Source organism: Streptomyces sp. LS1784, assembly GCF_020103755.1.
GTDB lineage: Bacteria > Actinomycetota > Actinomycetes > Streptomycetales > Streptomycetaceae > Kitasatospora.
Genome location: NZ_JAHSQD010000285.1, coordinates 1 through 10485 on the forward strand (window position 1 = coordinate 1; position 10485 = coordinate 10485).

The following is a 10485-nucleotide window of genomic DNA, read 5'->3' on the forward strand; positions in this document are numbered from 1 at the left end:
CGTCGACGTCGGCGTGCCGCACGGCGCTGGGCTGCCGGACGCCTCCGCGCCGCCGCCCGCGCCCGTGGTCGCCACGGTGCCGCAGCCCGCGAGCAGCAGGGCGGCGGTGGCGGCGAAAGTGGAGTGACTGACCGTCAGCCTGGGGCGGTTCGAGGAGGTCTGGCGCATCGAGCGAGTCGATCACGCCCCGCGCCGGACGGCTGTGAGCGGCGTCACTTCGTGTGCAACAGACCTGCCACGGTCCGCGCCGTCGGCGGGCGGGAGAGGCGGGTCCGGGACGAAGCGGACCCGCTGGCGCACGGGCCCGGGAATTGGCCTCCCGTGCCCGGACCGGGACCGGTAGCGTGCCGATATGACAAACGATCACACCCCGGTGACGGTGGAACAGATCAGCAAGGCCCTGACCGCGTTGGGCTACTTCGACCACGAGATCACCCCGGCCGAGCACGCCGAGTTCGCGGCCCTCAACAACCACCCCGACATCTACCGGGTGCGGATGGTCAACGCCCTGCTGGGCTTCGCCCAGAGGGAGGCGATGTTCGCCGATGGGGTCGAGCTGGACGAGGAGAACCAGTTCGCTGCGGTCGGCGAGCAGATGAAGGCCGCCGAAGCCTGGGACGACATGATCCTGCAAATGGCCTTCACGGGCTGGCAGATCGCGCGGGCGATGATGCCGCTGCGGATCTACGCCCCGCTCGAGGAGAGTGGGCCGCTGCCGATGGCCGCCGTGCAGGCCGCCGAGGGGCTGCACGTCATGCTGGGCGCGCTCGGCGGGACCTACGCGGCGAGCGCGGCCGGCGACATCGAGGGCATCGCCTTCCAACTGGAGATGCAAAGAGCGGCCCGGGGGCTGCTGCAGACCGCCATCGACAACATCGACTCCGTGCTGGACGCGGCCGAGGCGGCCAACAACCAGTAGCCGCCCCCGGCCACCCGGCTGCCCGCCCGGGTGGCCGGGCAGCCGCCATCACGCCCGGCGGGGACCACCGGGCCCGGGGCCCCGGGCGGAGTCGTCCGCCCCAGCCGGTCATTCGCCCCCGAGGGCCACCTTGACGCCGAAGCCGACGAGCACCGAGCCGGTGACCGCGTCGATGGCCCGCCGCACCGAGCCGCGGTTCAGCCACCGGCGGACGAGCTGGGTACCGAGTACCAGCGCGCTGAACCAGACCAGCCCCTCCAGCTCGTGCACGGCCGCCAGGACCACCCCCATCAGCAGGTGCGCAGCGCCGCTGGGGATGAACTGGGGCAGGTCTCCACCACGAAGTCGTGGAAGGGATGCCACCACTCGTCCCGGTCCTCCAGGGAGTACCGGTGCCCGGCCTTCCACGCGGCGAACTGTTCGGCTTCGTCGGCAACGCTGTACTGATCACGCATCTCCAGATGCACGGCCGACTTCTTCGTCTCCCGGAGCAGAGTCCTGAAGTCCGGCACGTTCGATGGCATCGCAAGCCTTCCTGATGAAGGGGATCATTCGCTCGGGGATACTGATCACGGACTCGTGGGCAGGCACGCCGACCTTGTGACCGACAACCCACTCGGTCTCGCTGACCTCCGCAAGCTCGGCCCCGGTGACAGTGTCGCTCTGAATCACGAGTCGACGCTGAGCCACGTCCGCCCAGACGGTGGGCGAGCCTTCCTCGTTGGTCTCAGGATCGATTCCGAAGAACCCTAGGCCCATGATTCCCTCTCCTGTCACGTAGCTTGCGCATTCTTGCGACCGGATGTGACGCGCCTACCAGCATCCGGCGCCCGGTGCCGCCTTGTCCGGCGTTTCCTGACGAACCACCCGCCTGGTCGAGCTCGGAGCCTGGAGCAGTGCCGCAGCCCCCGGCGCGCGGGCGGCGGGGGCCGGCGGTCAGGCGTCCTCGTCGGGCGGGGTCGCGCGGAGGGCGGTGACGACGCCCAGGGCGACGGTCGCGAAGGCGAGGGCGAGGAGGACGGCGAAGGCCGTCCCGATCAGGAATCGCACGGCATCTCGCGTTCGGCGTCGAGGAGCAGGACGAGGAGGTTCAGGAGCGTCGACGCGGGCGCGGTGTTGAAGCGGACGAGGACGCGGCCGTCGAGGGTCTTGTCGGTGGAGGCGGAAGGAAAGATCAGGCCGAACTTCCTCCCGCGCTCCTGGACTTCGGCGAGGAGGGTACGGACGTGGTCGTCGGTGTAGTGCCGGATCCGGGGGTCGGTCGGCAGCATCGGGTGGCGGCGGGCCATCACGCGGCACCGTCCAGCTCGAACCAGACGGACTTGGCGCGCTCGTGGGGGTCGACGCCCCAGCGGTGGGTGAGGCCCTCGACGAGTTGGAGGCCCCGGCCGGACTCGGCGAGCAGGGACAGCGGTGGGGTGGTGGGGAGGATCGGGCTCTCGTCCGTGACGGAGACGCGGAGCGATTCGTTGATGGAGATGATCTCGACGAGCGGAGCGGGGGTGCCCCCGTGTCGCCAGGCGTTGACGAGGAGCTCGCAGAGGGCGAGCTGCGCGTCGAAGATCACGGACGGGGACCAGCCGACGCGGGTCATGGTGTTGTGGAGGGTCTGACGGGCGATGGCGATGGTGGGGGTGTTGATGTGACGCATGGGAGTTCTCCCGAGGCGTGAGTAAGGGGAGGATCCGGCGGAACATGTGTCGCCGTGAGCCAGGCCAGCGGAGATGGGCGTGGCTGCTCTGCGGTGCTTGCTAGCAGGCGTTACTGACGATCCGTCGGATCAATCTGAGATCGACCATACCCGATCGGAATCACATGTGATCCCAGATCCGGATACATTCACCCCCAAGTGGACCCTGCGCACAACAGCGCGGCAGACTTGGTCCACACCGGCCAGGAAGGTGCCAATGCCGCCACGAGCACACCCGACGCTTCGCCAGCTCCGCATCGGGACCGAACTCCGGAAGATGCGCGAGGCTGCAGGACTGTCGACCTCCAACCTGAGCAGAGCCCTCGGTATCGACCGGACTCAGGTCAGCCAGATCGAAGCGGCCAAGGTCGGCGTGAGCCCTGACCGGCTCCGCTCGTTCGCCGCTGCCTGCAAGTGCATGAATGAGCCTCTGATCGATGCGCTGGAAGCCATAGTCCTGGACCGGTCCAAGGGCTGGTGGGAGGAGTATCGGGGGACGGTCCCCGATGGCGTTCTTGAGAATGCGGAGTTGGAGAAGACCTCCCACGGACTCAAGCTGTGGCTTCTCACTCACATGCCCGGACCATCCCAGACCCTCAGCTACGCCTCGGCCGTCTTCGGACGCGTCTTCCCTCCGCTGCCCCGGCATGAGGTGGAAGCACGCACGGCATTCAGAATGCAACGCAAGGCAGACCTGCGCCGCAACCCGAAGCCGACGACGTTCTTCATCTATGAGTCAGTCCTTTGGACGCGATTCGGTGGCATTCCGACCCTCAAGGAACAGCTCTCCTCGCTACTCGAAGACTCCGAGCTGCCTTGGCTGACCGTCCGAGTCGTACCCTTCGACATCGAAACCTTCCCTGGGGCTGCCGAGAACCTCACCTACGCCTTCGGCTCTGTCCCTGAACTCGACACCGTCGAACGAGAGTCCTCCCATGGACCCGAATACCTCGATGCCGTCAGCGAGCTGAACAGCTACCGATACATCTTCGATCGCACAGAAGCTTCGGCATTGAGCGAGACTGACTCTCGTGACTTGATCCACAAGATCGCACAGAACCTATGAAAGGCCCGATATGACGGACACCGAGTGGCAGAAATCCTCGTTCAGCGGCAACGTCGAGAACTGCGTGGAGGTCCGCACGGTCGCCGGGGCGGTCGAGCTCCGCGAGTCCGACGAGGCCCACCTCATCCTCCGCACCACCCCGACCGCCCTCTCCGCCCTCCTCCACGGCATCAAAACCGGCGAGTTCGACCACCACGCCTGACAGCCCCACCCCGCGCCCCTCGCCCTCCCCGGGCGAGGGGCGCAACACGAGAAGCGGAGGACAGCGATGCCTGAGTCCAACTGGCAGAAGTCCAGCTACAGCGCCGCAAACAACGAGTGCGTGGAGGTCCGTAGGGTCGGCGGAACGGTCGAACTCCGCGAGTCCGACGAGGGCCACCTCATCCTCCGCACCACCCCCACCACCCTCTCCGCCCTCCTCCACGGCATCAAAACCGGCGAGTTCGACCACCACGCCTGACAGCCCCACCCCGCGCCCCTCGCCCTCCCCGGGCGAGGGGCGCAACCACCGCACGGCGAAGGCCAAGGCGTCAAACCAGGCAGGAAACAATTATCGCGCCCGACCGGACCGACTGCGCCCGGCCGTCGGCTGCGGGATCTGCCGGGGGCGAGGCGTCTTCCTGCCGACAGAGTGACTCGGCCGACGTCCGGCGGGTCAGTTCGGCTGCTCTCCGAGGGCAGTGCGGAGCCAGTCGAGTGAGTCGGCCGCCAGAACGGCGTCCGCTAGCTCGTTGGCGGTCTTCGTGGTCAGCCGCCCACGGCTGTTGTCGATCCACCGCTGGGCGTTCGCATAGCCCTGAGCCCGGTACTCGATGCCTTGGATCAGGCACTCCAGCTTGTCGGCGTCCCGGGCGCAGATCGCCTCCGGCGACTCCTTCGCCTCGTACTCGGCGATGAGCTCCTGCACGGCCGACGCCAGCACCTCGGGCATGCCGGCGACTTGGTCGGCCGTCACCGCCTCCGGGTCGGCGCTGGTCGCGTACTTCTTCCCCACGTAGTTGACGTCCCCGGTCCGCGTCTCTGCGATGTCGTGCCAGGTGGCGAGGAACGCCGCTTGCGCGGGGTCGGCGCCTTCGAGCTTGGCGATGATCGAGGCGAGGAGCGAGGTGCGCCAGGAGTGTTCGGCTACCGACTCGGGGTCGCGGACGCCGGCCATCCACCAGCCCGTGCGCCTGGTCTGCTTGAGCGTCCCGGCTTCGAACAGGAAGCGCGCCACCGAGGACAGGTCATCGGACACCGTCGGGCTCCTCTCACGCCTCAGCGAGGCGGATTGCGTAACGGACGTTCTCGAGTTCGCGCCGCCCGCGCGACGAGAGCTCAGCGCTATCCAACATCATGGGAAGTCGGTCTCGTAGAACACTTGCTGCTGCTCCGGAGCGCAGCAGGTTCGGCCGGATCTGGAGCAAGGACCACACGCTGTGGATGTTCAGGTCGAGGTAGCCGTGGCGGGTGTCGATGCCATCGGCGAGGTGAGCGAGTAGCTTGTGTCCGGGCCAGGGGCCCGGTGCCGGGGACGCGATGAAGTCGTCGGAGAGTTCGAGTGGGATCTCGCCGATCCAGTACGCCCAGTAGTTGAGGTTCGCGGCTGCGCCGGCGTCGTCGGCGAGGGCGGTGTCGATGAAGTGGGACATGCGGTCCGGGTCGCCGTGGCGGGCGGAGACCATCGCGACGGAACGGAGGTTGAGCCAGTTGCTCAGCCAGTCGCTCGGTCGCGCGGTTCGCTGTTGATGGGCAAGCCACGAGCACGTGTCGTCCTGGTCATCAAGTCCGGCGAGGTAGAGCGCCTGGCGTCGGAGGAGGAACTGGTTGCTCCCACGGGCCTCCTCTGCTGTGCGCCGCATGTTGGCGAAGAACCTGGCGCGGTCGCTCGTGGTGAGCTCCGGACCAGTCGGTACAGGCCCCCGCCGGGAGCGAGCCGCTGTTGGCAACTCACGGAAACGCCGGGGTGTCCCACCGCCGAGTGGCCACGCCAGGATCTCGATGAGGTCGCGCTGTATCACCATCGACCCAAGCGGACCGGCGCCGGTCAGGGCGCTCTCTCCGAGGGCACTGACGAGGAGCACATCGGCCTCAAGGGCACGTTCGAGGGCTTGGAGGAGGGTGGGCGGAGAGCCCATCCGCATCAGCCGGTGGCGGTGCGCGAGCACCTGCCCGATGGGCACCGCGGTGAGCGGGCGTCGGCCGCTCTCCCACCCCGCGATCGTGTCCGCCGAGACTGCCAGACGTTCGGCGAACTCCTCCTGGGTGCAGTCCTGTTGCTCTCGGATCACCCGCAGGACGTACCCGGAGATGATGCCCGCGCGAGGGCGAGGGCCCCGACCTTGACTGGCGGTCGGGGTTTGGCGTGAGCTTGATCGCAAAGAAGCCCCATCTTCGGGAGTCCGCTCCGGTTTACCCGTACTCGTGGTCACTGCACGTTCCGACTGGTGACTCCTACCGTCGTAGACGTGCCCGGTCGAGGCTAGCCGGAGGCCGCCCTGGCGGGCCTCCCCCTTCCTCGAACCGGTGAATGGGAACCACCGAAACCATGGAGGCACCGATGTTCGCGTACACGGATCGGATCCCGACCGGGAGCCCGCTCCCGCAGGGGCACATGACCCCGACCCCGTTCGTCGTCGGACGGATCGCCCCGTACCCGCCGTTCGAGGCGGGCGTCACCGCTCGCCGGATCGAGCTGGACCCGGCGAGCCAGACCGCGAAGTACTTCGGTCCGGACGGAGCCCCGATGATGATGCCGGGTCATGGCACCTCGTCCGGCACGAACCCGCCGACCGGAACCACCGGGCAAGGCGACACCCAAGGAGGGGACGCCGCGGACAGCGACACGGGGAATGACACCGACCAGTGACGTCGACCGACACGGGACCGGTCGCGGTCGTCACCAACCTGCAAGACCCGACCGCTGACCTGGTGATCACCGAGCTGTACGACCGGGGTGTCCCGGTCGTACGGTTCGACGCTGGCGACTTCCCCGCCACCCTGTCCTGCTCCGCCCGAATCGGCGGCAGCACACGGGAATGGGAGGGAAGCATGCGAACGCCCACACGGCTCGCCGGGCTGGGCTCGGTTCGGTCGTTGTACTACCGGCGGCCGTCCGCGTTCGCGTTCCCCCACCTCGCCCCGCAGGACGCCCGGGTCGCCGCCGCACAAGCCCGCTACGGCCTCGGCGGTGTCCTCGTCTCGCTCCCCGGGTGCCTGTACGTCAACCACCCGAACCGGATCGGCGATGCCGAGTACAAGCCCGCCGGCCTGGCCGCCGCCGCGGCCTGCGGCTTCCAGGTTCCACCGACCCTGCTCACCAACGAGCCTGACGAGGCACGCCGGTTCATCAAGACGCACGGGCAGGTAATTCACAAGCCGATCAGCATGCCGACGTACGTGATCGACGGCGTAGCCCAGACCGTCCCCGTCACCGAGGTCACCGCCGGGGAGATCGGCGGCTCGGTGGCCGGCACGATGCACCTCTTCCAGCAGCGCATCGACAAGATCTCCGACGTGCGGGTCACGGTCATCGGCGCGCGGGTGTTCGCCGTCCGGATCGACTGCGACCTTCTGGACTGGCGCGTCGACTACTCCGCCCACACCTACACGGCGATCCAGGTCCCGGAGCGTGTCGAGCGCGCCGTGTTCGCCTACCTCGCGCACTTCGGGCTGGTCTTCGGCGCGTTCGACTTTGCCCTCACCGGGCCGGGGCACGCCGATGACAGCTGGGTGTGGATCGAATGCAACCCGTCCGGGCAGTGGGCTTGGATGGAGCCCCCGACCGGGCTGCCGATGACCGCCGCTCTGGCAGATCTTCTCCAGCGAGGAGCAGCATGACCGACACCGCACAGCTTCGGCGACGCCTCGCCGACGACATCACCGGGCACGGGCTCACCGAACCGGCCTGGCGCAGGGCGATCGAGGACGTCCCGCGCGAGGTTTTCCTCTCCGATGCTGTGTTCCGCCGGGGCCAGGACGCTCAGGGCGTGACGGTCTACCGGCCGCTGCGCCGCCAGGAGGTCACCGCGGACAAGTGGCTGGCGATGGCGTACAGCAACGAGACGTGGGTGACCCAGGTCGATGGGATCGACGCCGACAACGCGACCGGCCCGGTGCACGGGCTGCCGACCTCGTCGTCGACGCTGCCCTCGCTCGTCGTACGGATGCTGGAGGCAGCCGGTATCGGGGAGGGCGATCGGGTGCGGGAGATCGGCACCGGGACCGGGTTCTCCACCGCGGTCCTGTGTCACCGGCTCGGAGACGACCTGATCACCTCGGTTGAGGTCGACCCGGCGGTCGGCGCTCGCGCGCGCAGGGCGCTGCACGGCCTGGGCTACTCCCCGTCCCTGGTCATCGGCGACGGCCTGAACGAGCGGCAGGCCGGCGTCGAGTTCGACCGGATCGTGGCAACGTGCTCGGTGCGCAGCATTCCGTACCCGTGGCTCTGGCAGCTGAGGCCCGGAGGCACGATCACGACGTGCCTCGGCGGGTGGATGCAGGCCTCCGGGTTGGTGCACATCACCGTTCAGGAGGACGGCAGTGCGACGGGCCGGTTCACCGGTGAGCAGACGGCGTTCATGCTTGCCCGGCCCCACCAACCGCCACCGCGCCTGACGTTCACCATGCACTCGGGCGTCCCCCGGCCGACCGGCCTCGACCCGTCCCGCCTGTGGTCGTGGACCGGCAGGTTCCTCGCCCAGTTGGCCGCGCCGTCAGCCGAGTTGCTGGGCGCCGGTGCCCAGGTGATCCTGCTGGACACGGCAACCGGCTCCCAGGCGTGGACGGAGGTGGACGGGTCCGGCTGGACGGTTCACCAGCGCGGGCCGCTGCCGCTGTGGGATGCGGTGGAACACGCCTTCGAGCGGTGGGAGAGGGCCGGCGCCCCGGAGCAGGACCGGTTCGGCCTGACGGTGGCGGAGGATCAGCGGGTGTGGATCGGCGATCCGAGCGGTCCGAGCTGGCTCCTGCCCTCCTGAGCACCGTTAGGCTGGGCGCCCCGTCACGGAGGAGGACCAGGTGGACGAGGACGAGCCGCTGAAGCGGTGGGCGGCCCGCCGGGAATCGCAGCGCCGTTCGGTCGGCACGCTCAAGGCCGTCGTCCTCGGCTTCGAGGACGCTCCGTCCCACCTGCGCCAGGGCGAACCACGGCTGATCTCCCGCTGGGACGGCTACCAGTGGGTGCCCGAGACCATCGCACCGGACTACGCCGCCGCGCAGCGACTCGTCTGCGGCATCGAGGGGGACGGTGTGATCCCGATGCCGTCGGCCCAGCCGGCGAAGAAGCCCGCAGGCAAGCACCGCAAGCCCTGACCACTGGCCTGGTGCCTGGCCCCGGCGGGGGCCGGGCACCTGCGCACTCCACGTGGGCGACTTTCAGCTGTGGCGTCGCCGACATCGGGCACGCCGACCCGAACCTGGGCCAGACGGGAGAAGCCGGACCGGTGGGGCCGGTGCGGCCCCGGCGGCCGGTGGCAGGGCGGCCAGGGACAGCGTGCTGCCCGCGCCGAGTCCGACGGCCGTCCTCCGGCGCTTCGTGGTTCGACGTCTCGAAGCGCGGAGAACGGCCCCTCCGTGGTCCCCACTGGGACCGCGGTCCGACAGCTCAAGGGGTTCAGCCCGGGGCGGGAGCCGCCGCAGGACCGGGGTCGGTCTTCCCCTCGCCTCCTTCGAGCTGGTGGATCAGGGTCTTGAGCGTCGCGATCTCGTCGTGCAGGGCCTTCTTGCCCGCCTTGGTGAGCTGGATCCAGGTGCGGGCGCGTTTGCCCTCGTAGCCCTTGTCGATCGTGACCAGATCCGCCTTCTCCAGGACCCCGAGGTGCTGGGAGAGGTTGCCGGCGGTGAGACCGAGCGTGGTGCGGAGGAACGTGAACTCCACCCGCCGGGCTTCCTTGGTCACCGCGAGGATGCCCAGGCGGACGCGTTGGTGCACGACGTCGTCGAGGCTGCTGGTGGGGTGTTCGGTCATGCGGCCGACCGCTCCTTGCCCCGTTGCAGCAGGGCGAGGCCGATGCCGCCGAGGAGCAGCACACCTCCCTCGAACAGGATGCCCGGGAAGCCCCACGGTGAAGGGTCGGGAAGGTCGCCGGCGCTGAGCATGACGCCAAGGTACCCGCAGGTGATGGCGAGGAGCGGCCAGCTGCGTTCGATCCGGGCGAGCAGCAGCAGCGCCAGTCCGATCGTGCCGGCCGGGCTCACCACCGTGTTGAAGACCAGGGCGACGGGCGACGGTCCGTGGAGGTCGGCGAGGAAATCCGGGTGCAGGGCCCGCCACGCCACGTAGCCGGTGATGAGCGCGACCAGGGCGATACCCAGCGCCAGGTACGGTCCGACCCTGGTGCCCAGGCCGGTGCGGGCGGAACGCCGCAGGTAGAACCAGCTGATGGCGGCGTAGGCGAGCACCAGCGCCACCGGCCAGTACCACATGGCCGGCGGCAGGCCACCGGGGTGGTGGTCGCCTTGGCCGTAGCGGACCACCGGTGCGGCGGCGAAGCGCACGGCGGCGAAGACGAGGAGGGCGAACCAGGCGCCGCGTTGCTCACGACGGATGTGGCGGACCAGGGCCTGCTTCATCGCCAGGAGGTTGCGGGGGTCGTTCGAGGACGGGACATGGTGAGTCGTCACGCCAACCAGGTTTGCATGACAAACTGATTGCGTCTAGAGATCTCTTTGCGATGCCCGTGGACACCACTCCCGCGCGAACATTCAGTCGGTGTCTACATGTTGACGTCCCGTCGGTTGAATGGACCGCCGTCGCGTGCCGCAGGGGGCGCCCGGGACGGCCGGGACGCGGGCGGCGCCCGGGGCCTGCGGGGCCTGGCGCCGCCTGCC

Annotated in this window: 17 protein-coding genes; 8 read left to right on the forward strand and 9 right to left on the reverse strand. The window is 69.1% G+C overall.

Annotated elements, in window-relative coordinates; translation table 11 throughout:
- Nucleotides 1-352 precede the first annotated feature (352 nt).
- Nucleotides 353-919: a DUF6245 family protein gene (locus tag KS423_RS27225; RefSeq protein ID WP_224282415.1), complete on the forward strand. Its 567-nt coding sequence runs from the start codon at nt 353-355 to the stop codon at nt 917-919.
- Between the two features lie 108 nt (nt 920-1027).
- On the opposite strand, the gene KS423_RS27230 is transcribed toward KS423_RS27225, so the two are convergent.
- The 5 genes from KS423_RS27230 to KS423_RS27250 all read right to left on the reverse strand — a co-directional run bounded on the left by KS423_RS27230 (nt 1028) and on the right by KS423_RS27250 (nt 2570).
- On the reverse strand, nt 1028-1210 hold the full coding sequence (locus KS423_RS27230) for a LysE family transporter (RefSeq protein ID WP_224282416.1): 183 nt from the start codon (nt 1208-1210) through the stop codon (nt 1028-1030).
- Nucleotides 1210-1374, reverse strand: a complete 165-nt coding sequence (locus KS423_RS27235; RefSeq protein ID WP_224282417.1) for a DUF6879 family protein — start codon at nt 1372-1374, stop codon at nt 1210-1212. Before KS423_RS27235 ends, KS423_RS27230 begins: the two co-directional genes overlap by 1 nt.
- Entirely contained in the window at nt 1367-1678 is a 312-nt protein-coding gene (locus KS423_RS27240) for a hypothetical protein (RefSeq protein WP_224282418.1), read from the reverse strand. Before KS423_RS27240 ends, KS423_RS27235 begins: the two co-directional genes overlap by 8 nt.
- Before the next feature lie 278 nt (nt 1679-1956).
- Entirely contained in the window at nt 1957-2208 is a 252-nt protein-coding gene (locus KS423_RS27245) for a hypothetical protein (protein ID WP_224282419.1), read from the reverse strand.
- Nucleotides 2208-2570, reverse strand: coding sequence for an ATP-binding protein (locus tag KS423_RS27250; protein ID WP_224282420.1), 363 nt, complete (start codon nt 2568-2570; stop codon nt 2208-2210). Before KS423_RS27250 ends, KS423_RS27245 begins: the two co-directional genes overlap by 1 nt.
- Before the next feature lie 256 nt (nt 2571-2826).
- On the opposite strand from KS423_RS27250, the gene KS423_RS27255 reads away from it, so the two are divergent.
- The 3 genes from KS423_RS27255 to KS423_RS27265 all read left to right on the forward strand — a co-directional run bounded on the left by KS423_RS27255 (nt 2827) and on the right by KS423_RS27265 (nt 4135).
- Nucleotides 2827-3675, forward strand: coding sequence for a helix-turn-helix transcriptional regulator (locus tag KS423_RS27255; protein ID WP_224282421.1), 849 nt, complete (start codon nt 2827-2829; stop codon nt 3673-3675).
- A 10-nt stretch (nt 3676-3685) separates the two neighbouring features.
- Entirely contained in the window at nt 3686-3877 is a 192-nt protein-coding gene (locus KS423_RS27260) for a DUF397 domain-containing protein (RefSeq protein ID WP_224282422.1), read from the forward strand.
- 66 nt (nt 3878-3943) lie between these two features.
- Nucleotides 3944-4135: a DUF397 domain-containing protein gene (locus KS423_RS27265; RefSeq protein WP_224282423.1), complete on the forward strand. Its 192-nt coding sequence runs from the start codon at nt 3944-3946 to the stop codon at nt 4133-4135.
- 195 nt (nt 4136-4330) lie between these two features.
- On the opposite strand, the gene KS423_RS27270 is transcribed toward KS423_RS27265, so the two are convergent.
- Together KS423_RS27270 and KS423_RS27275 are read right to left on the reverse strand one after the other, a co-directional pair.
- Nucleotides 4331-4912, reverse strand: coding sequence for an HD family hydrolase (locus KS423_RS27270; protein WP_224282424.1), 582 nt, complete (start codon nt 4910-4912; stop codon nt 4331-4333).
- Between the two features lie 13 nt (nt 4913-4925).
- Nucleotides 4926-6035, reverse strand: a complete 1110-nt coding sequence (locus KS423_RS27275; RefSeq protein WP_224282430.1) for a helix-turn-helix transcriptional regulator — start codon at nt 6033-6035, stop codon at nt 4926-4928.
- 149 nt (nt 6036-6184) lie between these two features.
- Between KS423_RS27275 and tgmA the strand changes: the two genes are divergently transcribed.
- The 4 genes from tgmA to KS423_RS27295 are packed head-to-tail and all read left to right on the forward strand — an operon-like array spanning nt 6185 to nt 8967.
- Nucleotides 6185-6523, forward strand: a complete 339-nt coding sequence (tgmA, locus tag KS423_RS27280) for a putative ATP-grasp-modified RiPP (protein WP_308020253.1) — start codon at nt 6185-6187, stop codon at nt 6521-6523.
- Nucleotides 6520-7494 carry an ATP-grasp ribosomal peptide maturase gene (gene tgmB / locus KS423_RS27285; protein WP_224282425.1) on the forward strand — a complete coding sequence of 325 codons (975 nt, stop codon included), beginning with the start codon at nt 6520-6522 and terminating at the stop codon, nt 7492-7494. Before tgmA ends, tgmB begins: the two co-directional genes overlap by 4 nt.
- Nucleotides 7491-8633 carry an ATP-grasp peptide maturase system methyltransferase gene (gene tgmC / locus KS423_RS27290; protein ID WP_224282426.1) on the forward strand — a complete coding sequence of 381 codons (1143 nt, stop codon included), beginning with the start codon at nt 7491-7493 and terminating at the stop codon, nt 8631-8633. The genes tgmB and tgmC overlap by 4 nt, the downstream gene beginning before the upstream one ends.
- A gap of 40 nt (nt 8634-8673) precedes the next feature.
- Entirely contained in the window at nt 8674-8967 is a 294-nt protein-coding gene (locus tag KS423_RS27295) for a DUF6087 family protein (protein ID WP_224282427.1), read from the forward strand.
- A gap of 301 nt (nt 8968-9268) precedes the next feature.
- Here KS423_RS27295 and KS423_RS27300 read toward each other — a convergent pair whose 3' ends face one another.
- Together KS423_RS27300 and KS423_RS27305 are read right to left on the reverse strand one after the other, a co-directional pair.
- A complete protein-coding gene (locus KS423_RS27300) occupies nt 9269-9622 on the reverse strand; it encodes a transcriptional regulator (RefSeq protein ID WP_224282428.1) in 354 nt (117 codons plus the stop codon).
- Nucleotides 9619-10278: a hypothetical protein gene (locus KS423_RS27305; protein WP_224282429.1), complete on the reverse strand. Its 660-nt coding sequence runs from the start codon at nt 10276-10278 to the stop codon at nt 9619-9621. Before KS423_RS27305 ends, KS423_RS27300 begins: the two co-directional genes overlap by 4 nt.
- Between the last annotated feature and the right edge of the window lie 207 nt (nt 10279-10485).

Coding starts and splice junctions, on each gene's coding strand:
- KS423_RS27225 (WP_224282415.1), top strand. CDS start 353: ATGACAAACGATCACACCCCGGTGACGGTGGAACAGATCAGCAAGGCC.
- KS423_RS27230 (WP_224282416.1), bottom strand. CDS start 1,210: ATGGGGGTGGTCCTGGCGGCCGTGCACGAGCTGGAGGGGCTGGTCTGG.
- KS423_RS27235 (WP_224282417.1), bottom strand. CDS start 1,374: ATGCGTGATCAGTACAGCGTTGCCGACGAAGCCGAACAGTTCGCCGCG.
- KS423_RS27240 (WP_224282418.1), bottom strand. CDS start 1,678: ATGGGCCTAGGGTTCTTCGGAATCGATCCTGAGACCAACGAGGAAGGC.
- KS423_RS27245 (WP_224282419.1), bottom strand. CDS start 2,208: ATGGCCCGCCGCCACCCGATGCTGCCGACCGACCCCCGGATCCGGCAC.
- KS423_RS27250 (WP_224282420.1), bottom strand. CDS start 2,570: ATGCGTCACATCAACACCCCCACCATCGCCATCGCCCGTCAGACCCTC.
- KS423_RS27255 (WP_224282421.1), top strand. CDS start 2,827: ATGCCGCCACGAGCACACCCGACGCTTCGCCAGCTCCGCATCGGGACC.
- KS423_RS27260 (WP_224282422.1), top strand. CDS start 3,686: ATGACGGACACCGAGTGGCAGAAATCCTCGTTCAGCGGCAACGTCGAG.
- KS423_RS27265 (WP_224282423.1), top strand. CDS start 3,944: ATGCCTGAGTCCAACTGGCAGAAGTCCAGCTACAGCGCCGCAAACAAC.
- tgmA (WP_308020253.1), top strand. CDS start 6,185: ATGGGAACCACCGAAACCATGGAGGCACCGATGTTCGCGTACACGGAT.
- tgmC (WP_224282426.1), top strand. CDS start 7,491: ATGACCGACACCGCACAGCTTCGGCGACGCCTCGCCGACGACATCACC.
- KS423_RS27300 (WP_224282428.1), bottom strand. CDS start 9,622: ATGACCGAACACCCCACCAGCAGCCTCGACGACGTCGTGCACCAACGC.